Source organism: Listeria aquatica (assembly GCF_014223975.1).
GTDB lineage: Bacteria > Bacillota > Bacilli > Lactobacillales > Listeriaceae > Listeria > Listeria aquatica.
In genome coordinates, this window is sequence record NZ_JAARRM010000002.1 from 186,467 (window position 1) to 210,670 (window position 24,204).

22 protein-coding genes are annotated in these 24,204 nt (G+C 36.9%); 2 read left to right on the plus strand and 20 right to left on the minus strand.

Annotated elements, in window-relative coordinates:
• Window positions 1-34: 34 nt before the first annotated feature.
• The 13 genes from HB912_RS06715 to HB912_RS06775 form a co-directional block, all read right to left on the minus strand.
• Window positions 35-2,737 (minus strand): ATP-binding protein, encoded by a 2,703-nt coding sequence (locus HB912_RS06715; protein ID WP_185373184.1) that lies wholly within the window; start codon window positions 2,735-2,737, stop codon window positions 35-37.
• Window positions 2,734-3,963 (minus strand): metallophosphoesterase family protein, encoded by a 1,230-nt coding sequence (locus HB912_RS06720; RefSeq protein WP_185373186.1) that lies wholly within the window; start codon window positions 3,961-3,963, stop codon window positions 2,734-2,736. The genes HB912_RS06715 and HB912_RS06720 overlap by 4 nt, the downstream gene beginning before the upstream one ends.
• A gap of 140 nt (window positions 3,964-4,103) precedes the next feature.
• The gene (locus HB912_RS06725; RefSeq protein ID WP_185373188.1) at window positions 4,104-5,141 is read right to left on the minus strand and encodes a glycosyltransferase family 4 protein; all 1,038 of its coding nucleotides are present in this window, start codon (window positions 5,139-5,141) and stop codon (window positions 4,104-4,106) included.
• Window positions 5,138-6,553, minus strand: coding sequence for a lipopolysaccharide biosynthesis protein (locus HB912_RS06730; RefSeq protein ID WP_185373190.1), 1,416 nt, complete (start codon window positions 6,551-6,553; stop codon window positions 5,138-5,140). Before HB912_RS06730 ends, HB912_RS06725 begins: the two co-directional genes overlap by 4 nt.
• Window positions 6,554-6,560: 7 nt before the next feature.
• Window positions 6,561-7,826, minus strand: coding sequence for an O-antigen ligase family protein (locus HB912_RS06735; RefSeq protein WP_185373192.1), 1,266 nt, complete (start codon window positions 7,824-7,826; stop codon window positions 6,561-6,563).
• On the minus strand, window positions 7,817-8,566 hold the full coding sequence (locus HB912_RS06740) for a WecB/TagA/CpsF family glycosyltransferase (protein WP_342354366.1): 750 nt from the start codon (window positions 8,564-8,566) through the stop codon (window positions 7,817-7,819). The genes HB912_RS06735 and HB912_RS06740 overlap by 10 nt, the downstream gene beginning before the upstream one ends.
• 1 nt (window position 8,567) lies before the next feature.
• Window positions 8,568-9,197 carry a sugar transferase gene (locus HB912_RS06745; protein ID WP_185373796.1) on the minus strand — a complete coding sequence of 210 codons (630 nt, stop codon included), beginning with the start codon at window positions 9,195-9,197 and terminating at the stop codon, window positions 8,568-8,570.
• Between the two features lie 18 nt (window positions 9,198-9,215).
• Window positions 9,216-9,884 carry a CpsD/CapB family tyrosine-protein kinase gene (locus tag HB912_RS06750; RefSeq protein ID WP_342354367.1) on the minus strand — a complete coding sequence of 223 codons (669 nt, stop codon included), beginning with the start codon at window positions 9,882-9,884 and terminating at the stop codon, window positions 9,216-9,218.
• Between the two features lie 4 nt (window positions 9,885-9,888).
• Window positions 9,889-10,605 (minus strand): YveK family protein, encoded by a 717-nt coding sequence (locus HB912_RS06755; RefSeq protein WP_185373195.1) that lies wholly within the window; start codon window positions 10,603-10,605, stop codon window positions 9,889-9,891.
• A 27-nt stretch (window positions 10,606-10,632) separates the two neighbouring features.
• Window positions 10,633-11,898 carry a nucleotide sugar dehydrogenase gene (locus HB912_RS06760; RefSeq protein WP_185373197.1) on the minus strand — a complete coding sequence of 422 codons (1,266 nt, stop codon included), beginning with the start codon at window positions 11,896-11,898 and terminating at the stop codon, window positions 10,633-10,635.
• Window positions 11,895-12,368 carry a DUF4354 domain-containing protein gene (locus HB912_RS06765; RefSeq protein ID WP_185373199.1) on the minus strand — a complete coding sequence of 158 codons (474 nt, stop codon included), beginning with the start codon at window positions 12,366-12,368 and terminating at the stop codon, window positions 11,895-11,897. The genes HB912_RS06760 and HB912_RS06765 overlap by 4 nt, the downstream gene beginning before the upstream one ends.
• Window positions 12,369-12,548: 180 nt before the next feature.
• Window positions 12,549-15,224, minus strand: coding sequence for an immunoglobulin-like domain-containing protein (locus HB912_RS06770; protein ID WP_185373201.1), 2,676 nt, complete (start codon window positions 15,222-15,224; stop codon window positions 12,549-12,551).
• Window positions 15,221-15,886, minus strand: a complete 666-nt coding sequence (locus HB912_RS06775; RefSeq protein ID WP_185373203.1) for a hypothetical protein — start codon at window positions 15,884-15,886, stop codon at window positions 15,221-15,223. Before HB912_RS06775 ends, HB912_RS06770 begins: the two co-directional genes overlap by 4 nt.
• A 191-nt stretch (window positions 15,887-16,077) precedes the next feature.
• Between HB912_RS06775 and HB912_RS06780 the strand changes: the two genes are divergently transcribed.
• Window positions 16,078-16,839 (plus strand): LytR/AlgR family response regulator transcription factor, encoded by a 762-nt coding sequence (locus HB912_RS06780; protein ID WP_185373205.1) that lies wholly within the window; start codon window positions 16,078-16,080, stop codon window positions 16,837-16,839.
• A 364-nt stretch (window positions 16,840-17,203) separates the two neighbouring features.
• The gene (locus tag HB912_RS06785) at window positions 17,204-18,100 is read left to right on the plus strand and encodes a GHKL domain-containing protein (protein ID WP_185373207.1); all 897 of its coding nucleotides are present in this window, start codon (window positions 17,204-17,206) and stop codon (window positions 18,098-18,100) included.
• Window positions 18,101-18,256: 156 nt separating this feature from the next.
• On the opposite strand, the gene HB912_RS06790 is transcribed toward HB912_RS06785, so the two are convergent.
• From HB912_RS06790 to HB912_RS06820, 7 genes are all read right to left on the minus strand, one after another.
• On the minus strand, window positions 18,257-19,009 hold the full coding sequence (locus tag HB912_RS06790; protein WP_185373209.1) for a hypothetical protein: 753 nt from the start codon (window positions 19,007-19,009) through the stop codon (window positions 18,257-18,259).
• 222 nt (window positions 19,010-19,231) lie between these two features.
• Window positions 19,232-19,582, minus strand: coding sequence for a YlbF/YmcA family competence regulator (locus tag HB912_RS06795; RefSeq protein ID WP_036071178.1), 351 nt, complete (start codon window positions 19,580-19,582; stop codon window positions 19,232-19,234).
• A 71-nt stretch (window positions 19,583-19,653) separates the two neighbouring features.
• A complete protein-coding gene (locus tag HB912_RS06800; RefSeq protein ID WP_185373211.1) occupies window positions 19,654-20,787 on the minus strand; it encodes a DUF445 domain-containing protein in 1,134 nt (377 codons plus the stop codon).
• 119 nt (window positions 20,788-20,906) lie between these two features.
• The gene (gene fumC, locus HB912_RS06805; protein WP_185373213.1) at window positions 20,907-22,271 is read right to left on the minus strand and encodes a class II fumarate hydratase; all 1,365 of its coding nucleotides are present in this window, start codon (window positions 22,269-22,271) and stop codon (window positions 20,907-20,909) included.
• Between the two features lie 37 nt (window positions 22,272-22,308).
• Window positions 22,309-23,097, minus strand: coding sequence for an ABC transporter permease (locus HB912_RS06810; RefSeq protein WP_185373215.1), 789 nt, complete (start codon window positions 23,095-23,097; stop codon window positions 22,309-22,311).
• Window positions 23,094-23,999, minus strand: a complete 906-nt coding sequence (locus HB912_RS06815) for an ABC transporter ATP-binding protein (RefSeq protein ID WP_185373217.1) — start codon at window positions 23,997-23,999, stop codon at window positions 23,094-23,096. The genes HB912_RS06810 and HB912_RS06815 overlap by 4 nt, the downstream gene beginning before the upstream one ends.
• Entirely contained in the window at window positions 23,996-24,193 is a 198-nt protein-coding gene (locus HB912_RS06820) for a PLDc N-terminal domain-containing protein (protein ID WP_036071187.1), read from the minus strand. The genes HB912_RS06815 and HB912_RS06820 overlap by 4 nt, the downstream gene beginning before the upstream one ends.
• Between the last annotated feature and the right edge of the window lie 11 nt (window positions 24,194-24,204).

Here is a 24,204-nt window from a genome sequence, read left to right on the forward strand (position 1 = left end):
TCGCCTGCCTTCTCTGCTTGAAAATACTTTACCCCTAGTATAGCACGAGTACTCGATTATCGGAAAAATATTTGCTAGTTTCCTTATGACACGAGAAAAAAATGACTTGATTCTCGTATTTGCGATACTTCAAAAGTTGCATCAATAGATCTAGCCGTTCCGCATCAAAATTCACAAAGCCATCATCAATCAAAATGGGGAGCGGAAAATCTTCTGCAATCATTTCAATCAAAGCTAGTCGAATTGCAAGATATAATTGTTCCTTTGTCGCCTGACTCAATTCCTCTGGTTTAAAAACAACAAGGTCAGATCGTTTTACTTCAATTCGTTTCGCTTCATTAAACGAAACCTTCGTATAGCGGCTACCCGTTAATTTTTCAAAGTAAAATGTTGCAAGTTCAAGTGCTTTCGGGAATTTTGTTTCCTGCAAATGAGCGACTGTCCGGTTTGTGAGCTCCTGTGCAAGCTTTAAGGTCATCCACTCATCTGCCAATTCTCGAACTCGGTCGCGTTTCAAATAATATTCCTGTGTTAGGTACGAAAAAGTACCGCCTTCTTCAAGCAAAGCAATTTCGTGTCGTTTTTCCGCACGCAACCGCTCAAATTCTGCTTGTGCCGCTTCCAGTTCCGCGAGCTCTTCCTTTCGCATTAGTTCCGCTTCCTTGAGCGCTGCAAAGTCGGGATAAGCCGAAAAATCGAGCGCTTCCGGCAACTGAGCCGCTAACAAAGTGAAACGTTCTCGCGCCGCGCTTAGCTCCTTATCACGCAGCCCAAGTTCGCGAAACTCTAGCTCCGACTTCGCCTGTGCCGCTACTAATAAGGCATCCATTTCCTCACGCAACTTCCTCAAATCCCGTTGCGCCAGATCCAGTTGCCCGTCTAGTTGCTCCATTTTTTCTTCATTTTTCGCCGTACTCGCCATATTTTCACGATAAATTCGCAATTTATGCCGCAAACTCGCAACCTTCTCCTCAGGCGTATCTCCTTCAGCTGGAAATTGTTGCAACTTCATTTCCCACTCTTTCAAGAAAGCTCGCCCTGCGTCCCTTCTTTCCTCCAAATCCTTAAGGCGCAACCATTTGATATAGTTTTCCTTCACAAACGCCATATCCGCCTCAAACGAAGCGCCTTGCTTCAAATTTAGTTGCTCATAAAGCTTTGCTTTCTCCGCTTCAATCCGCTCTCTTTCCTGAGCGAGCTTCGCTTTCGTTTCCTCAAGCGAAGCCATCCGCATCAAAACATCATCCAGCTTCCCGAGCAACTCTTTCCATTTTGTCCGGTAGCGCTGTTGTTCTTCAAGTTCAAGCCGAGCCACTTCATCCGTACTTCCTGCTTTTCTAAAAAAGCCAGACAAAAATAGCACTAGCGCCATCGCAAGCAATGTATATCCGAGAAAACCAGGAACGAAAAGAGCCAAAGAAATGCCAAGTAATAATAAAATAATAGCGCCGCCAAATAGGTATGGCGATTGTTTCTTCACATGCTTTAATTGCACTTCTTTCTCTTGAAACTTTTCACTCGACCATAAAAGGCTTTCTAGCTCATCCACTTCTTGCTGGATGCGATTTTCTTCCTTACGTTCTGCTTCAAGCATAAATTTATTTTCCTGTTCACTCGGAACTAATGCTCGCTCAGCCAAACTAATTTGTCCTATTTCCTCATCGAAGTCTGCATCTAACTCCTTTAAAGAAAAATCCATTCCTATTTGCCTTAGTAACAAATCACATTCTGTTTCTTGTTCACTCAACTGCTGCGAGCGCTCCTGGTACACTCGAAAACTTTCCAAGAGATCTTGAATCGCCCCCGCCGTATGGGCATCCAGCTCATTTTCCGCTAAATTCCGCTCAGCAAGAGCTTTTTTCCGTTCTTCGAGTTGCATCTTTTCATGATTCTGCTCATTAAAACGCGTTTCCAGTTGATCAAACCGAGCCAATCCATCTGGTGGAAAGTCGATTTGTCTCGAAATCTGCTCCGCCAAAACTTCCTTTTCCGAATAAATCGGCCACTTTTCTTTTAATCGTTCCAAATCCGCTAACTCAATTTGAAGCGCACGTTTATTTTCCATCCGTGCGGCTTCCTTTTGTTCTAAGCGTTCGAGCTCTGCAACAAGACCAGCATATTTTTCATTTTGTTCCTTCGAATCAAGATAAGCATCGCGACTTTTTCGAGCCGACTCCACTGCCTGATTGATTTCTGGATTTTTGCCACTTGGTTTAAATAACGCGTTTAGCTGCTTTTTAAGCGAATCATTCATCAAAAGCAAGCGATCTGAGCCAGCCGTTCCCGTTGCAAGCAAGTACTTTTCAAACTCTTCTTGTTTCATTTGTCCAATTTGTTGTAAACCATGAATATTAAAAGAAAAAATAGCTTCATACGTGTGCCGGTCCATGCCATTTAAAATTTCGTTCAAAATAGCTTCACCTTGCTGTGAACCATCTTCCATATGGACCGTAACATCACCAGCCGCTTTCCCGCGCAACCGCTCCACTACAACCGTACCAAATTTAGTTCCACTAAGCGTAAGTTTACCGCCATAAGCCCCTTTATTTTTCGGTTCCATTCGCAAATGCGAACTTTGCTTTCCAGGAAAGCCAAATAAGATGCTATGAATAAACGCCATGATCGTAGATTTTCCAGCTTCATTTTCACCATAAACCATCTGGAAATCTCCAAAATTATCAAATGTCGTATTCTCCCATTTTCCAAAACCAACGATTTCCATTGAGGTGATCTTCATTTTTTACCATCCTCGATTTCTGCATAAGTTTCATTTAGTTTCATAAGCGCCGCTGAAAGAAGCTGCTCTTGTTTTTCTTCATCAAGCTCAGTCAGATACTGGCGCACTCCGGGATGCAGGTAAAGCGATTCGATCGTCTCGAAAAAAGTTTCTTCTTCCCGCAATTCCTGAATAGCGGCTTTCAGCTCATCAGCTAGCAAAAGATCTTGTTGCCAGCTATCATTTGATTTCGACTGTTTAGAGGTAAATTTAAGCGCATTCACCCATACAAACGGTGCAGCAGAAACTTCATCTTCAAACATTTGCAACCAGTCTGCTGAACTAACTCCATCTGGATTCTCCGTCAAAACTTCTAAATCTAAAATATAGGACCGGCTCTTCTCACGGTAACTTTGTAAAGACTTCTCTAATTTCCGGAAAAGCGTCGTTTGATCCACTTTCCCCTCAAGCTCGATTCGTAGTTTATCCCAAACGACAGGAGCCGTTTCAAAAAATTCAAAAGCAGCACCTTTTGGAGAGAGTTCAACAATCGTCCCCCCTTTTGCGCCAACTTCTTTGCGATTTCGTCCTTGAATATTCCCTGGATAATAAACACCAGGCTGTTCCGAGAGAATTTCACGCTTATGAATATGGCCAAGTGCCCAGTAATCAAATCCTTTTTGTTTCAATTCACTCAAATTAAATGGTGCATAAACATCATGCTCACTTGACTTCGTTTCCTCAGACCCGTGCAAAAGCGCTATATGAAAGTCTGCTTCTCCCTGTTTTTGAAATTCATTTAGGCGTTTTTCGCGCACATGGCGTTCCGTATAACTAAACCCGTAAAGGCGAACTGTTTCTCCAAACTTTCCTTTCCAAGTCACACACTGGACAGTTTCTCCGAATGTAAAGACATTTTCTGGAAGCTCTAAAACATCTCGATCTTTTTCAAGAAAATCGTGATTCCCGTGAATTAAAAAAACGTCAATTTCAGCTTCTTGCAGCCGTTTCATTTCTTTATAAAATTGAACTTGCGCTTTAATACTGCGGTCTTCTTTATCATAAATATCTCCAGCAATCAAAACAAAGTCCACTTGTTCTGCAATCGCTCGCGTAACGATTCGTGTTAGCGACTTATAAGCGGCATCTTTCAGTTCCTTGTAAACCACATCTGAAAGTGCGCTTAGCCCAGTGAAGGGACTATCCAAATGTAAATCAGCGATATGTAAAAAACGTACCTTAGTCATTTTGAAGCCCTCCAAAAAACGAATATACGTTCTTATTATAACGAGGAGTCTTCAAATTCGCAAGCTTGGTCTATTCCTAGCAATAAAAAGCATTTCTTGCTATCACCAAATTACATTTTCTATTTTACTGGTTATTTCCTTTATTCTTTTAGATAGATAGAATTATAAAATTGTGTCCACCTACTATTATAGTGTTTAATGGAAAATTCCTTCTCAATTTTTTCTCGTGCATTTCTCGAATATTGCATCTGAAGAGTGGGGTGCTCAAGAAATTGGAGCATTTGTTTTGTCATTTCTGCAATATCTCCTGACTTAGTTAAAATTCCATTTTTTCCATTTTTTACAGCATCAGAAATGCTGCCAACATCAGTCGACATATTGGGGATTCCAGCAGCCATCGTTTCTAGGACGGCCATCGGAAGTCCTTCGTGATAAGAAGGAAGATAGTGTAATAAAGTATTTTTCAATATCTTTTCTTGCTCTGATTTTCTCACCCAACCACCAAGTTTCACATTTGTTAGTCTCATTTTTTCTATTTGTTTCTGCACCTTTTCAACTTCACCATCTCCATATAACGTAAAACATATATCCGGAAATATCGGCTCGATATTCTTTGCCACTTCTAGCAAGTCATAGCTTCCTTTCCGTTTACCAATTTGTCCAAAAGTTACTACGGAACGGGCCCTTTTATTAAAAAAAACAGTTTCTGGAATACAAACCGCATTTTGAATAACTGAAATGGGTGTTCGAGTTAATCTTCGGTAAAATTTCTCCCACTCCCCACCTAAAACTACAATATGGTCAATTTTATTAAGGGCTTGCCTTATCCATTTTCTTGTCAAAGAACTGCTCTTTTGATAAAACACATCAAATTGAGATGCATGCATATGAAAAACAATTTTACAGTAATGTGGAATAAGCTTTCTTAAAAGCATTTTACGAAAGAAACTCCCCTTTTGAGCAACATGAAAATGTACAATATCAATTTTCTTTTCAAAAATAATTTTTCGGATAGAAAACAGTGCCCGCCATTCAGTCAACCATCTATCTTCTCTCGACCACGAACTCAAAAAGAATAATTGATGGTCAGCACTTGAATAATAGGTTTTAAAATTAGCAACCACGGTTGCAATGCCCCCCTTTTCCTTGGAATCAGGACCAATCATTAAAATATTCATACTTCATTAAATCCTTTCTTTTTAAGTACTCCCAAAATTTGTTTAAGTTCATTCCGGTAAAAATGAAAGAGCAAAACAAATCCTACCAGGATCATTCCCCTTTCTAGCCATATATTTTTAACAGTAAGACTATAAATTGGTAGCAAGTAAAGAAGACCCGTAAGCATCATATGACGCTTAACGGAAAAGCCTTCCCAAATGCGCATTGAAAAGTACGTTCTCGCAAGGAAAAAGAGAATATACGCAGTCCCTGTTGCAATAGCTGCTCCGACGGCTCCATACGTAGGTACCAGTATCGAATTAAGTAGCAAGGCGCCAAAAAGAGCTATAATAGAAACATAAATATTCAACCTGCTCTTTTTCAAAAAAACAATTCCCAAATTTGTTGTTTCACTGACTGTCATCATAAGTGGGTAAAAGCAAAGAAAAGGAAAGATATATTGTGCCTCACTGTATGCCGGAGAAAGAATTATAACAATCCAATCTTTGAAAAAAAGCACGGCAAGATAAAAAAAAGCAATGGTAAACATTACCGCATCACTTACATTTTTATAGTATCTAACTGGCTTTTGTTGTTCATACCACTGATACGCAGTAGGAATCCAAAAATTGGCAAAACTAACTTGTACTATCATAAGAGCACTTGCTATTTTAAATGCAGCTGCGTAAATTCCCAGTTCCTCAAAATTAGCAAAATAGCGTAAAAAGACTTTATCCATAACGATAAAAAGACTGTAGAGGAATGTTCCGATTGCAACTGGTAAGCCAAACTTAGCTAAGCTTTTAATAAGCCATTTGTCAATGTGTTTTTCAGCATGTCGAAAAAGCCGAACATTTAGTAAAAGAAGAAGGGTGTCGCCTACCATTTGTCCAATCAGCATCCCATAAACAACCGTTATAAAATTAGCTTCAAAAGAAAACAATGCCATAGTTGTGCTCATTAAGATGGCAAATTTGATTCCAATACTATAGAGTGAAAAAGTTATTGCACGATTTTCCATTCGCACAAACAATAAAATAAAACGTTCAAAAATAAGAAGGATGTTAGAAATGGCAAGTATATAAACGACTACCTGATATTGTGAGCTCGCAAAAAGCCATTTAGAGATCATAGAAGCAAAAATGCACATGACAATCCCTAAGACAACTGTTGATAAAAGAGGCGTGAAAATTGACTGAGTAAGAAGTTGCTTTTTATTTTTGTGACTGTAGAACTCTCGCGTAAACGCCTGATCGAACCCCAAATAGATCACATAAATAAGAAGGGTTTGCGCAAGTAAAAACATACTAGTTTTCCCATATTCTGTTGGCGATAAAAAATAAGTTGTTACTGGAATTAATATTAAATTTAAGAGTGCTGCTCCAATCGAACCAATTGAAAATTGTCCGAATCGTACTAATAGCTTTTTCAAATCTACCTCATTCTTTCTTTAATAAAATAATGCCACCACAAATTAATCCTAAAAGAGTAGATGATAGCGCGGAGAATAAAACATGACCAGCAAAAAAACTATAAAGAAGACTAACAATAAGTAAATAGCTGTAAATAGAGAGACTTTTCTTTTTCATTGCTAAAGAGGCGTAATAGCCAACTAAGAGAACAAGTAGTAAAATCCCTAATAAACCTAATCCAAAAAAAGCATCAAAAAAATCCATTTCGATGAGTCCGAGCCTTCCAAAATGCTGCAATCTATATTCAAATCCTTGTCCGAAAAGCATCGTAAAAGTTGGATAGGGGCTCTCTAAAAACCGGATAAATCCTCCTTCCAAAAAATCGCTCCTAGAACTGGATAACAAACGCACAAGGTCTCCATCATAAAGATAATAAAAATAAACAATCCGCTCATAAGTACCAGCAATCATTCGTTTCACATAAAAAACGCCCCGTAAAATAATCCAACCCATAAAAGATAGACTTGTTAGCCAAACAAAAACTTTATGACAAGTAGAACGATATTTTACAATAAATAAAAGCTGAAAAAGTATAATGCTAGTTATACATGCTCCATATATAATCCCTGTCTTGGTACTCACTAGTAAAAAGCATAAAACATTTCCCGTATAAAGAAGCAATAAAAAGAACAGATGAGCGCCCCACTTTCTTTGAATTTGTTGAACTAGTGCTTTTGCTGTAAATGTGATAGATACAATGAACGCAAAGCTTGTATCATTATTTGCAAAAAAGAATCCTTTATAGCCAGCATCCGAATTTTCATAAGTTTGATAACCCACTCCTAACAGGTAAGGGATGATTAATAGTGTGGTAAAGAGAACACTAATCACAATGAACATCTTTTCATAATCAAGTGTTTGAAAAAACTTTTTTCTTTGATAAATGTAGTAAGGAATTAGAACCCATAAAAAATATTTAATAAAAATCGCCAGATCTGATAATATCCATGAAAATGAATTTTGCAAAAGAAGACTTTGAAAAAGAAAAATACAAACATTTCCTGAAAGAAATAAAAATGTAAATAACGATAGGTTTGTTTTGGGTATTGTTTCAACTAGAATCATGATGAAAAGAAAAGTAAAAAAAACAAAACGAAATATAACTCCAATGGGGATGGGAATATATGATGAAAGAAAAAAACCATTTAAAAAATCAATCAACGGAAAAATAATGATGAGTATCATAAAAGTTGTAATGTTAAGTGGCTGTTTTTCTATCCTAGTTAGCTCCATTTTTGTTTTCTCTTTTCTCGTAATACAAGTTTGACAAAGTGAAAATTCCCAACTACATAGCGTTCAAACATTCTAACTGGCTCTTGCAGAAAACGATAGAACCATTCCATTCCAATTTTTTGAATCCATTTAGGAGCACGTTTTGTTTTTCCTGCAACAATGTCAAAACTACCTCCAACTCCCATCACAAATGGCACTTGCATTATATCTTTATGTGCATCTATCCAAAATTCCTTTTTAGGCGAAGAAAATGCTACAAATAGTAAATCTGCCTGACTTGCTTTAATTTCTTCCGCAATTTGAAACGATTCCCAATCTTTAAAATAACCATTTCTGTAGCCTGCAATATCCAACATGGGATACATTTCCCGGTGCTTTTTAACAACTTGTTGGACCACTTCCTCTGTGGCACCAAAATAGTAAGGACGCAACCCCTTTTTTTCTGCGTGTTGAATAAGTGCTTGGAATAGATCAATCCCCGTCACGCGCTCTGGAATGTCATGGCCTAAAAAGCGAGCTGCCCAAATAATCGATTGCCCATCTGCATTCACGATTGGACTTTCATTGATAATAGCTCTTAATTTTTCATCACGTGCTAATAAATTAACTTTACTTGCGTTAATTACTACATGTTGAATTGGCTTTTTACTTAAAATCAACTTTTCAATTCTGGCTATGCTTTCTTGCATTGTAAGAGCATCCAAGTTGCTACCTAGTAATTGAATTCGTTTTCCTCGCACTTTAATAAGCTCCTTTCAGCAAAATCACAACAAGGATTGTCTTACAAATAATTTTAAAATCTTGTTTCCATGACAGATGATGAATATAATGAAGATCCAGTTCTACCATCTCTTTAAAACTAAGTTGATTTCGTCCACTAACTTGCCACAGCCCAGTGCATCCGGGTGTAATTAATAGGCGTTGCTTATCGTAAAGTGAATATTCTGCCACTTCGCGTGGCAAGGGAGGTCTTGGGCCAACAAGACTCATTTCCCCTTTAAGCACGTTCCAAATTTGTGGCAACTCATCTAAACTTGTTTTCCGAAGAATACGCCCCATTTTTGTCACACGAGGATCCTCCCTTATCTTAAACATTGCTCCTTCAATTTCATTTTGTTTTAAATACTGCTCAAATTGAGCTTCAGCATCTGGACACATCGTTCTAAATTTATACATATAAAATGTTCGTCCTTCTTTTCCCACTCTTTTTTGCTTAAATAAAATTGGTGATTTCCAATCTGTGATTTTAATGCAAAAACCAATAAGTAAAAACAACGGAAAAAATAGGAGAAGCGCGACTAGACTCATAACACGGTCTCCTCGCATTTTCCATTTTACATACTCTGCTTTTTCTTTTGTTTGAAATACCATATTCACGGTAATATCCCCTTAGTAATAATAATTTTCAGCATTTTTTGTTCCATTAAAAATAACACCCAGTAACTTTGATTTTGACAGCCGAAGTTGATTAACAGCATGTCTAGCTTTTTCCTTCAGTGTTTTACGGTATCTACAAACAAGAACCGTGCCATCAACAGAATCAGCGAGTACTAAGGCATCAGACACAACTGTTACTGGTGGTGTATCAATAATAATTTTGTCAAATGATCCTCGCAAAGTTTCAATAAGTTCATTCATTCGCTTTGAAGAAAGTAAATCATTCGGATTTTGAATTATTGGACCACTAGTTAAAATAGAAAGTGAGCAGTCAGCTAGTGAAATCTTTTGTAAACAATCTTCAAGACATACATCGCTTTTTATTACGTTTGAAAGTCCAAGATATAAATTTTTAGAGAAATATTTGTGCAATGTTGGTTTACGCAAATCTGCATCAATTAAAAGAGTACGTGCTCCTTTCTGTGCATAGGCCACTGCCAAATGAGAAGTTATTGTTGATTTCCCTGTGCCACTTTCCGGCGAAGTAATAAGAATAACTTGTATATCTTCATCAATGCTTGAAAAATCAATGTTTGTACGAATCAACTTAAATTGTTCACTAACAGAAGAATAATACTCTTCTTTTTGATTTCGTTGGTTTTGCTTTTTCGCTCGTGCCACGCAGCTACCTCCTTCTCTTTTTTTCTGATCGAAATAATTCTTTCCTTTGAAAAACACTGACTTCTCCAAGAACATAAATTCCTAAATATTCTTCCAGCTCATTTATTGAAGTGAAAGTTCGCTCAAACAATAATTTGATAAATATGAAACTAAAAGCGAATAAAATTCCTACAAAAAAAGCGAGCAGCATTAGGAGTGCTTTTTTGGGCTTCACAGGTATCTCGTTACCAAGATACTGTGCTTTAGAAAGTGTTGTCACGTTATCTATTTTCATAATTTTCGGAACTTCTTCTATGAATATGCGCGCAGTCAAATTGGCAATTTGCGATGCAATTTGAGGACTAGTATCTTCCACACTTATGTCAATGATCTGCGAATTAGCTGTATTTTTAACTTTTATCATTTCTACTAGTTCTTGAATGCTGTATTTTTTTTCTAAGTTATATTGCACCTTCTCTAAAATTCGGGGACTTGAAATGATTGTGCTATAAGTGCTCACAAGTTGTAAATCCGCCTGTACTGTTTGCGAATCTACACCATTTGCTTGAGACTTTTCTGATTGATTAACCAATATTTGAGTATTTTTTTGATAAACAGGAATAGAAAAACAATTCATATATATAAACATACTCAGAATCATTAAACTAACAATCGATATTAAGATCCAAGTATTTTCCCTTATCGTAAGTATAATTTTTTTCATATCAATTCGTTCATTCATGGTTTTCTCCTAATTATTCATAACTACCTACATTTCCAGTTGTTTAACTGATGGTAGCCTTCCCAATGAGTACTCCTTTTCAAATTGGTTCAATGTTTTTACACAGTTTTTAGTGTCAAACAAAATTGGAGTCTTCATATTACGGATTTGTTTTTCTGATATTTCTTTAAATTCATCATGATCGGTTAATACAAGTGCTAAATCACTATTTACTAAAGCTTCTTCAATACTTGACGTCCCAACCTCTGCTACATAAGGATCGAAAATAACTATTTGATAGCTAGTGGATCGCTCCAATTCATTAATGATTTGAAGAGAAGGACTTTCACGAATGTCATCCACGTTCCCTTTATAAGTTAAACCTAAGACAGTTACTTTCGTGCCTTTATTTTCTTCCATGATTTCTTGTACTTGATTCACAATAAATCCAGGCATTTGACTATTAATTTTTCTAGCTTGATGGATAAGCTGTGCTCGCTCTGGTGCTTTAGCAATAATAAAATAGGGATCAACTGCAAGACAATGACCTCCTACCCCAGGACCAGGTTGATGAATATCTACACGAGGATGCTCATTAGCCAACTGAATAACACTTAATGCATCAATACCTAGCTTCTCACTAATTAGCACTAGTTCATTAGCAAGCGCGATATTAACATCCCGATACGTATTTTCCATGAGTTTAGCTAGCTCAGCAGCACTTGCACTAGCCCCAAGTGATTTTCCCTTAACAAAAAGTCCATATATTTCTATTCCCTTTTGAGTACATTTTTCAGTTACACCACCAATAATACGGTTATTGTTTACTAGTTCGTGCAAAATTTTTCCAGGTAAAACCCGTTCTGGGCAATGAACTAAAAAAATGTCCTCTCCTATTTGAAAGCCTACCTTTTCAATTAGAGGTTGAATAATATCTTCTGTAGTACAAGGTGCAATCGTAGACTCAATAATAACCGTATTGCCTTTTTTCAAATAAGGAAGAATTGATTCTATAGCTTTCTTGACATAGGTAAGATCACAACTTCCGTATTTATCCGATAAGTTTGGAGTAGGGACAGCAATAATAAAAACATCCCCTTCCTCAGGTATTAGGCTTGCTTTGAATTTTTGTTGTAAAAGCGCCTCTGTCAAATACGCCTCAAGACCTGGCTCCTCAATCAATACGTGCCCTGCATTTAAAAAACCAACAACCCGCTTAGAAATATCTACTCCTACGACTTCTGCCCCGTGCCTTGCAAACATTAATGAAGTTGGAAGTCCAATATATCCAAGACCAATAGTTACAACTTTCATTTTGGCAACACATCCCATTCCGCAAGTTCTTTATTAACTGGTTTATAAACAAGCTTTGTTCCGATTTGTTTTTTATCTAGTGCAAAAGAAACTTTTCCTTTTATTCTCTTTCCAGGTTCGATTTCATCACCAAACATTGCCATTGATGAATCTACTCGTACTTCTTTTCCACTTTTTGTTTTTAAGATAAAATCAATTGAGCCTAGACCCTTATTAACAGAACTTACGTTTTCGCCCGAAATAACGAACGTATATAATAATTGTGTTTTTTGATTCTTTACTTTCTCATCAATATGTCGCTGTTCCACTTTAATTCTAATTCCATCTATAACTTTATCTCTTGCTTTTGCTCCCACTTGTTGAACATCTTCCCCATTTGCGCTTGTTTGTTTAGATTTACCTGTATCATTTGAACAAGCAATAAGAAATAATATAATTCCTAACCCTACACTTAGTAATCCGTTTCGCATATTCCCCCTCCATTTCTCTTAATAAATGGTTCACTAGTTATAAGTTATAACTAGTGAACCATTTCAACAACTCTATACAGAGCTTAAATTTAGCATAATTGGCTTCACTATTTTGCTACTATACCTTTAGTTTCATACGAACTTTTAAGTTTGTATAGTTAGAGTTAGCTATTTGAAAATTTATGGAGTGACAGTCAATGATTGATTTTCAACTACTGGTGAATCAAATTTATTGAAAAAGGATAATTTAACTACATCTCCTGCTTTAATTTTATTTCCAATATAATAAGAAAATGCTCCACTACTAAAAGTTCCACCCCAGGCCTGAGCAACGCCATTGATATAGACCCGAGCCTTTGCAATATCTCCTGTATACGTTCCTGTAATAGTTTTTTGTCCCAATTTATATGCATTTAATGTTACATTTCTTTCCATATCTGGGTTATTAACAACAATAGCTTTACCGGAATCTAGTACTTTTCCGTTTTTATCGTAACCTACAATTTTTACTTGATCCCCATATTTGATTTTATTTCCAACATAGTAAGTGAAAGTTCCATTTCTGAAATCTCCGCCAAATGATTGTGCTACATCATTTATATAAACTCGAGCTAATGCAACGTCCCCACTATAAGTTCCTTTAATAGAAAGTTCACCAAGTGTATAGTCAGCGGGAGTAATTGTCCCATTCGTATCACCTGCAATAGCAACAATCTGCTCGTCAATGACTCCATTTACCTGATTATATAGTGACAATTTCACTGTATCCCCAGCTTTAATTTTTGTAGGAGATACATAATAACTGAAAGAACCATTAGCGAAAGTTCCACCACTAGAAACTAATCTTCCATTGATTGAAAGTTTTGCTGTATAAGGTGTCCCAGTATATTTCCCAGTAATAGATGAACTTCCAATTTGATATGGATCTGGAGTAATACTCCCTTCCAAACCGCTATCAACTACAACTTGCTTTTCATCTAACAATTCATCGTCTTTACTATAGGCAGCAATTTTTACTACGTCACCAGCTTTTATTTTCCCTGATCCAACATAGTAAGAAAATTTGTTAGCATTAAAACTTCCACCCCAAGAAATGACTTGATTGTTCACAGAAAGTCGAGCTTTTGCAACTTCTCCTGTGTAATCTCCTTCGACTAGCACATTACCTAATGTATAACTTTTAGGTGTGATAGTACCTCTTATATTCGTGATAACTGTTACTGTTTTTTCATCTAATAACTTATCTTTATTCGAAAAACCAGCAATTTTCACTACGTCGCCTGCTTTAATTTTACCTGCGCCGACAAAATATGAGAATCTGTTGTTTGCAAACGATCCTCCCCAAGAAACAACTTTGCCATTAACAGTTAGTCTAGCTTTCGTAACATCTCCAGTATAAGTACCCGTAATCGTCGTTCCTCCAGAAGTATATGTGTTCGCAGTAATGGTCCCAATAACTGGAACTGCTGGAGTTACTTTAATATTTACTTTCTCGCTGTGAAGTCCTGATGGTTTAACTTGTTGAACAATAATATTAGCGTCTTTTAGTTGCTTAGGAACTTCAATAGCAAATTCGCCATTACTCTTTACATCAGTTGTCAATTCTGTCAAGTTAGGAAGAGTTACTTTAACTTTGTTTCCAGGTGTTCCTTTACCTGTAATTTGTGTTGTTTCTGTATCAACCTCATCTACAACAGGGGTTTCTGGCAGCAATACGTCCTCCACCTTAAGTTCAGTAATCGGACTTACTTTCCCGATTGCGGTTGTATAGACTTGAACCTTATCTCCATAATCGGGTTTTGGAATGTTAATAGAAAAGTTTCCCGACTCGTCTGTTGCTCCACTATACGGAATTTCCGTTGAGTTTGCTTTAATAACTTTAATATTTACAGAAACAGCCAGATCTGCCAACCCTACTATTTTTGTCGTATTATTAGTTACTCTTCCAATGATCGGTGCTACAAGTTCACCTTGACGAACCTCTACTGAAACTGGATCACTTACGTTACCTGCAATATCTTTATTAACAACCGTCAACTTACGTCCCGCGATTTGTTTTGAAGTTAATATAAGCGAAAATTTCCCATAATCATCTGTATTCCCTTCAAAATTTTCCCCTTTTTCTGTCGTAACAATAATCTTTGTATTCGCTTCACCCGTACCAGATACAATATTTTCATCTGTATAAACTGGGTTTACTGCTGGCACTTCTGGTGCCGTTGTGTCTGCATTTATAAATGAAATATTTCTGATGTCCAGTCCTGATGCTCCAATACCTGCAGCGCGTTCTGATCCAACTGAAACATTAACATCTTCCGTTTTAATTGCCTTATATTTAATTACGTGCCTCTTTCCAGTTCCTGACTCTGTAATGAAATCGCTCGGTGCAAAACTAGTCCCTACTTGATAGATTGCTGCTGGAACACCACTTCCTAAAATATTCCATTCAGAGTCTTTGTTCAAACTGTCAAATGATAGAGTATAGGTTTCTCCTTTAAGCACGTGTACTTTTTGTGTGATCCATGCTTTCTTGGAGTTTTTTATCCAAAAATGAACGCCATCTGCAAGAGAAGAAACTGTGATCCCATCGCCAACGATAAATGCTCCTTTTCCATCTGTGCTCATATTTGGATTTAAGGCTCCATGATAGTAAGTATCCCAAGAATTAAATTTATTGATGCCTTTCGTTACTTGTGGATCCTTTAACTGATTTTCTGGTGTTACAGTAACAGCTCTAGTTTCTGAATGCCTTGTTTCAGATGCGCTACCAATTTTAGGGATCTCCAGAAGAACACTTGATACTAAAACATTACTCACAACAAAAACCGCTATACCTTTTTTAAATTTTTCTCTCATAATTTACCCCCTAATTGAATCCATTGGTTCATTTTCCTAAGATCGAATATTTCGATTTTTTTATCAACTTTTTTTATTACATGCATAGATTCAAGTTCCTTGACGGTTTTGGCCACAAGTGATCGACTACAGTAACCATAAGAAGCTAATTTTGTAAATCTCGTATTGTACGGTATAATAAAATTATCAAAGCTATACATTTCTTTATTCAATGCTGCTAAATAAAGAAGAATGGCTGCGATTCTAGCTTTGCCATCGTGGAGAATATAAGACTGAAATTGATATTCTTTTTGTTTTTGAATTAATTGTTCAAGCAATAAATGTGATAATAGACCATCGCGATCAAGTTTTTCAAAAACCACTGATTTGTTTAATATTGCTATTTCAGCGTCATGTTCATTTTCTAAGACTATATCTTCTTCATGATTCATGAGCCACAATATTGAACCTTGCACTAATAAACTGTAGATACCGTTTTCTGTATTAAAGTGCTTCGTTTTTTTTGCAACAATGCCTTTAGTAACTAAGATTAAACTAGTAGTCTCCACATGGTATTCTTCGGTGCGCCGCATCCGCTTTTTTTCAAACGGAAACATGTCAAGCAGAAAGTAAAACAAATTGTTACCTTCTGTCACTTTCTCATGTAAACTGATAAAATCCATCACTACCCTCCTTTCTGTTAATTTTATTTTAGCAACTTGAAATCAATCTTTTTTTTAAATTTTGTGAGACAAACTAGCACTTTTTAAATTTTTGTTCACATTTTGTTCTTTTTTATATAATAAATGAAAAATAAACTTCTTAGTTTACATCCATGTATAAATTTTGATACATTGACGCGAGGAGTGATAGCTTGCCAAAGATTTTTATTATTGAAGATAACTTTCTTTATCGTGAGCAACTAAGAACTTCTGTAACTCGATTGATTAAAGATGCATACTTTCTTAATTTTAGTGAGATACAAGCGCCTACAAACATCTTTGATTTTTTCCAAACTCTTCCTAAAATTGCTATCCACGATAATGACGTTTTTATATTAGACATAGATTTAAAAATTCAATTCAACGGGGTAGATATTGCAAAAGCCATTCGTACACTCAACTCTAACTGCTTTATTCTTTTCTTCACGAGTCATCCACAATACACGCTAGATATTCTATCCGAACACATTCTACCTTTTAGTTATATTTTAAAAAAAGAAGACCTCTTAGCTGAGACCTTCCATGAACTAGAAAAAACAGTTAATTCCATTAACAACTTTATTAAAATAAGAGTCTCCTCAAAAGGTTTTTTGCATTTAAAAATAGATTCGACTGTTGTTAATATCCCTTATAGCGATATTATCCTTATCCAAACAATTAAAAGCAGCCGTGGTACTGTTGATCTTATCACGAAGTCTGGTAGATTTGTCTTTAATCAAAAAATTTCCGAATTAAAAAAACAAATTGATACTCCTTTTCTATATACTGGATTAAATTCGATCATTCTCAATATCAATGAAATTACCTATATCAGCAAAATAGAGCATTTAATTCAATTTGCAAATGGGTTAAAAATTGAAGTAGGGATTAGAATTATAAATAAAGTCAAAAAATATATCCAATCTTTAAATTAAGAGTAGGTGCCTTTTTATGTATATGTTTTGGATCACAGTACTCGCTATTAATTTCATAGTTACTACATTTTTATTACTTTTCCCCATGTTTATCAATTTAAAAGAAATATCCCTTATCACGACTGTTTTAATTTCCATTACTATTATTTATCTTATTTTTGGGGTTTATACAATATTCTTTAGCTTTAGTGTATATATTTTACTTTTTATTTTTCTCATTAATCGAATAAACAATTTTTTTATTTCAACTATTGTTTTTCTGCTTTTTTTCTCGTTATCTACTGCTTCCTTCATGCTTTCCCTAGATTGGTACTGGATTTTCAGTAAAGAATCGTTTTTACACATATTCGCGATCGTACATTTTTTGCTGACCATTGCAATTTGTTCAACTGTTCGATTACTAGCTAAAAAATTCCATTGGTATCAATTACTTATACGCTATAATAAAAAGCATACCCTCTTCACTTTAATTCTTTTATCTATATTCTTACTATCCAATATTTTACGTTTTTATTTCACATTACCTGCAACACATGTATATCATTTTTGGGGAATCTTGCACTTTCTTTTTAGCTTTAGCATAGTCATCATTGCGTTCATCATCATAAAAGAAGAAATGCAAAAGCGAGATTTCAAAAGTTTGATACAAAAACTAAGAGAAGAAAATGAGATTTCTCATGTTACAAGTGAATTTATGCATGACTACCGAGCAACCTTATTTTCTCTTGTCCTATATATTAAAGAAAATAAAAATGAAGAAGCTCTAAATCTTTTAAAATCACTGACTGCTTATACGAATAAAATTGTAAAAAGCGATTTCGAATCGCAAATAAGCCGAATATTTCTCCCGTCAATTCAGAGTATTTTATTTCAAAAGTTAGTTTTTATTCAAGAAAATGGGATAACCATCGACCTTCATATCCCTAATCCTATTAATAATATTTACATTGACGAAATTGATTATATTCGAATTTTATCGATCCTTATTGATAACGCCAGTGAAGCGGCTAAAGACGCAGAAAAGCCATTCATATCTATCCATTTAACAGAAAACACTATTAAAATTGAGAATTCTACTTCCCCTCAAAATCAACCGCTAACCATACAGGACTTTACTAAAAAAAATGTTTCTACGAAAGATGGTCATTCCGGTCTAGGGCTATACATTCTTTCAAAAATTCTTCGTAGTTATATCCGAGCCGATTTCCAAATTGAGTCTCATTCGCAAAAATTTATTATTCGAATTCAATTGGGTATCTAAAACACTGAGGAATAACTTTTTTCAATAGATAAAAAAAGTTTGGAACATAAAACAAAAAAGAACAGAATCGTCAAGCATCCCATTTTGAAAATGGCTTCATTGAGCGATTTCTGTTCTTTTACTTTTAACAAGTTATCCTCATTTTTTTATTTTATCCTAGCTTCTTTTTGCTACTGGTAGCACGGCTATAAAAGTCACCATATACAAACTTAACAAGATCGGGTTAAGCCCAAACCAAAAACTCGCTGGAATCATAAAATAGATACTATCCAAAATTAGTATGCTCAGGAAACTGACAACGCTAGTTCCTATTTTAAAAGTTCGCTTAATATTTACAATTACTAACCCTAAAGCAAGAACTGTCAGCCAAATAGCAGCTAGCGAAAGATATAAATAAATTCCAGTAAAGTAGGTAATAGAAATACCTTGATCCACATTTGCTAAAGTAACGCGTGGTGCATGGATGAGAAAATATACGCCAATCATCACGAGGACATTCATAAGGAGCATCCCAAAATTTCTTTTGGTCAACAACTTGTTAGAATTTACAACTTCACGTTTCAAATACATATCCATACTAAGAATAATCAAACCACCCAAAACAAGCACCCATGGAACTTTAAAAAACCACTCTGGCATCATCATGAATTCATACCCATTTAAACTTGCCATCGCATTCCAAAGTGCTCCGCAAATAACTAGAATGCCACCAATTCCATTTCCCATTCCTGTCAATCGCCCAATGACTAAGCTCAAATAAAACAACGCTATAACGCCCCAGTATAAAATCCCCATCAAAGTTACTGGGATAAATTTTAATAAAAGATAAATCCCCCCAAATACCATAAAAATTGTGAAAACCATCAAAACAATCTGTGCTATACGTAATATTCGATTAACATTTCCCATTTATTTTCAAGTATCCTCCCAAAGCGGTTAAATCATGTTCTCACGGGCTCACGCTTAACATGTACAATATGTATACAATAGCACAAACAAAAAAATTTGTCTGTGTCTAATTTGTGACTTTATACATTTTATTCCTTTAGGTCTCCACCTTTCCCACTCGAATTCCAAGATATAATTTGGCACAAAAAAAGATACCCGCTTGTAAGCGAGTATCTTTTTCCTTTATTCTTTCACTTCATACAACGATTGAAGCGGCATCATGATGATGCGATTCAAATCATTAATAATTGTGCTCATCGCTTGCTCTTTTTCCATCAAGCCAAGAATTAGTTCATTTTGTTGAACTTCTTCTGCTACTTTTTGCGCACGATCAACCGTTTCATCATCAATATCTTGACCTGTCATTTGTTTTTCTTGAATCGTAATTTGAATTTCACGAAAACGATCGAATTTTTCCTTTGCTTCTGCATCTTCTGTTACTTTTTTATAAGCTTCTTCTAAGCTCTTGAATTCATCTGTTTCACGAATCCCACGTTCTAAGCCGTGTGCTAAATCATAAATATTTTCGCTCATTAATAAAATCCTCCACAAGTTAAAATTTATTCTTTCCTAACTATAACAAAACTGAGGCAGAGATGCCACCTTTAGATCCATAACGCCAGAATTCCCTGCACGATTCCGATCACGCCCCCAAGAATCCCTCCAAGGTAAGTAATCATTTTAAGTTCTTTCCCAGAAATACTGATTACAATCTGTTCCATCTCGTGTAGCGAAAAAGTTGCAATCTGTGACTCGATCAGCGCTGCAATTTCTAGCCGGTTCAGCAAGTCCCCACTATGATCTGAGGCAAACGCGAGCAACCTTTCTACCCCGTAAGGAATAAAATACTCCACAATTTGCTGCTCATATTTCGCTAAATTCTCTTGAAGCGGCCGATTTAACCATTTCTCATTTTCTAGAAACCCCCGCGCTTCATGCCCAACTTGTTGTAAAAATGCTTCTTTCTTCTCGGAAGAGACAAGCTCGCCTAAATTTTTTTCAAGCAATTGACGCCACTCTGTGATAAGTAAATTTTCCAGCGCTTCTTTCATTTCAGGACGTTTTAATAACTTTTCTAGCTCTCGCTGTGCCTTTTCCGTAAGGGAGTCCACATTTAAAAACATTTTCGCAAAACTTCCCATTTTCCCATGCTCTTCAAAAAAAGTTTCAAGCATCAAATGAAGTTGCTTTTTCCCCGCATCACTTTGCAAATAATCTGATGCACGCGTTATTCCCAGCTCGGAAAAACCAGCAAGATTCTTCGTTAAAAAAGCATCTGCCGCATCAGGGATTAGACTTTCAAGTTTTGTTGCTTCTTTTTCATTTAAAAATCGTTCTGTTTCGCTTACCGCTTTATTTGAAACCCATTCTACCAAGCGTTCCTTACCATTTTGAAACCCAGCAAGTTCCGCAAGCTCAGTAGGGGTTATTTCTAGCGCCATCTTCTCCTTAAAAAATTCCTGTGCCGTCTGCACGAGACCTGCTTGCAGTCCTTCATCTTGCAACTTTTTTTGAATCATATCACCTGTAAGCAAATGTTCCGTTACAACCTGCCCAATTTTCTGAGCCAGTTCATCACGTCGTTTAGGAATTAATCCCGGCGTAAAAGGTAACCGCCATTTCCCAATAAAAATAGCTTTATAGGGCCTAAAAAGCATCCGAATTGCAATAAAATTCGTCATCATCCCAATAAAGCCACCAATTATCATCATAACTAGTATCGAAATCCAAATGTTCATTCCTGCACCGCCTTTTTCAAGTGTTACCATTATAAGCTACAAGCAGGCATACGACAACTTTTACATCAAAAATTCATTCTAAAGTATGACACAAAAAAAACCAAGAAAAAATTCTTGGTTCACAAATTTGTCATTTTAAGCGGATCGACCCATTCATCAAATTCATCTGCAGTTAAAAATCCAGAATTCACAGCTTCCGCTCGTAGTGTCGTACCCTTTTCGTGGGCAGCCTTTGCAATTTGCGCCGCCTTCTCATAACCAATGTGTGGATTAAGTGCCGTAACAAGCATCAACGAATTTTCAAGTTTTTCTTGAATCGCTTGCTCATTCGCCTGAAGCCCATCCAAAGTATGCATCCGGAACGAACGCATCCCCTCACTAAGCAGCTTCACCGACTGCAAGAAATTGAAAATAATAACTGGTTTATATACATTTAGCTCAAGATGCCCCTGACTGCTTGCCACTTCAATCGTCGTATCATTTCCCATTACTTGCGCAGCAACCATCGTTAACGCCTCACATTGCGTTGGATTAACTTTCCCTGGCATAATTGAGCTCCCCGGCTCATTCGCCGGAATTGAAATCTCCCCAATTCCACTTCGCGGCCCACTCGCAAGAAAACGAATATCATTAGCAATTTTCATCAAATCAGCTGCCAAACTTCTCAGTGCCCCGTGAACAAAATTAAGCGGACTATGACTAGAAAGCGCAAAAAATTTGTTTTTATCCGAAACAAAAGACGATCCTGTTAGCTTCACAAGCTCGCGTGCCACTTCATCACCAAAACCATCTGGTGCGTTCACGCCCGTACCAACTGCTGTTCCTCCAATTGCAAGTGGAAGAAGTTCCTTACTGCTCTCCTCAATGAAGCGCTTCGCCCGGTGCACCATTGCCTCATAACCACTAATTTCCTGTCCAAGTGTGAGCGGCGTCGCATCTTGAAGGTGCGTTCGGCCAATTTTAACAATCTCCATAAACGCTTCCTTTTTCTCTTTCAACACCCGTTCAAATTTGTCCAGCTCAGGAAGAAGCTCTTGCTGTAACTTTTGGTAAGCCGCAATATGCATCGCTGCCGGAAACGTATCATTCGAGCTTTGCGACATATTCACATCATCATTTGGATGAATCCCTTCACCGCTTCTTTCGCTTGCAACATGGGCCACAACTTCATTCACATTCATATTCGTTTGCGTTCCACTACCTGTTTGATAGACAACTAGCGGAAAATGTTCATCTAACTTGCCGCTTAAAATCTCATCACACGCCCGTTTAATCGCTACACCTTTCGCTTCAGAAAGTTTTCCCATCGAAACATTCACCGTCGCACAAGCCTTCTTTAAAAACGCAAAAGCATCGATAACTTCAAGCGGCATCTTATCCGTGCCAATTTTAAAGTTCCGTAAACTCCGCTCCGTTTGTGCGCCCCAAAACTTAGAAGCGTCAACAGAAATCTCACCAAACGTATCTTTTTCGATTCTTTCCACACGCCACACTCCTTTTTGTCCAGTATAGCATGTTTTTTCAGTGATTTTCAGTTTGAAGTGGTTTTTTCTTCATCACCCAAAAAGTCGCAAAATAAAGCAACACAATCAGCCCAAATGTCCAAAACAAGCAAACCACAAAATGCTCAAGACCTTTTCCATTTGCAAGAAAAGCGACCGCATTTTGGCTTAGATAAGCCGGATTAAACATTTGCCATTTTGTACCCACAGCCGTTACGCTCATTAGCAAAATAGCAACGACTACAGTAATACTTGCCGAAGCGGCCCCACTGTTAAAACTTGCGCTACATAAAATAAGTAGACCAACTAAAAACACAAACCAAATGATATAAATCAAAAAGGCTACAACAACACGTTCCCATTCCATTTCCCCAAACAGCGCAACCGTATAATAAACGGAAAAAAGATAGCCAATTAGGAGCACACAAAAAGCCGTTATTCCTTCACTGATCCATTTCACATTTAAATAGCTTGAAATTCGTAGCGGTTTTGTCATCATGAAAGCAAGCATACCGCTTGTGCGGTCCGATGAAACACATCCCATCGCAGCAACAGCAAAAATAATAACACCGATTTGATCAAATTGTGAAGCTAAAGTCTGCCCTAGAATGGTTCCAGACGTTTGTTCCCCCATCATTTGTAACAGTGCATCAGGATTTTCAATGCCACCTACAGCTTTTAAGATTTCTGGTAAAAATTTCACCATGAGAGGTTGCGTTAGACCTAGAATCGCAAAGACGACTGGGAGCCAAATCCATTTCAAATTGCGCTTTTTCTCAAGCCACTCTTTTGCCAACAAGGCTTTCATTCGCTCACCTTCTTCATGAAAATTTGTTCTAGACTTTCGTGGATATTTTCAAAACGTTGAATATCGAGCCCTGCTTTTCCTGCCTCTATAAACAGCCATTCTCCGTCCTCGTGCCGATTTTTCACTTCAAAGCGACAAACTGTTCCAATGCGTTCCGCCCGAATCCAGCGATCACTTTTTCTAATCGCTTCAAACCACCACTCCGGATCGTGAGCAAACTCCACTTCAAAAACAGACGTGCTTGCCTCCCTTTTAATTTCAGAAAGCGGCTTATCGAGCACAATTTCACCTCGGCGCATCATCGCAATATGATCACAAATTTCCTCGGTATCTTGCAAAATATGCGTTGAAAACAAAATCGTCGTTTCCTTTTTCAGCGCTTCAATCAGCGTAATCACTTCCCGCCTGCCAATCGGATCAAGTGCAGAAACCGGCTCATCAAGAACCAGCAGTTTAGGCTTATGCAAAATTGCTTGGGCGATACCTAGACGTTGCCGCATCCCCCCTGAAAAACCACTTACCTTTTTCTTGCCTTCCTCGGCTAATCCAACTTGTCGGAGCACCTCATCAATGCGCGCTTCAAGCGCCTTTCCGCTCATTTTAGATAATCTTCCCATAAATCGAAGTGTCTCGACCGCCGTCATAAAACCATAAAAAGCAGGATATTGCGGTAAAAATCCTATTTTTTCACGAGCTCCGCTAATTTGCTCCCCATCCAGTAAAATCGTCCCTTGATCCGGCTTTAAAATTTGCACTAGCATATTAATAAGCGTTGTTTTCCCAGCACCATTCGGACCAATTAACGCCAGACATTCCCCATCTTGAACCGAAAAAGACACTTCCTTGACAGCTTTTTTACTTTCAAATTGTTTTGATAATTGATTAATTTTAAGTGTCGTCATTGTTCTTTCCTTCCAAAAATAAAGTAAGCAATCGCACCAAATGAACTTATTACAAGAATCACAACAAGCCAAACAACTGGATTTTTCCTCACCTGCCAGTGTCGAATAAGATCAACAAGCGCCGTAACGAGCAAAATCAAATATAAAATAAAAATAGGTAATAATAACGTTAAATCAATGCCTGCAATTTCCATCCACGTCTCCT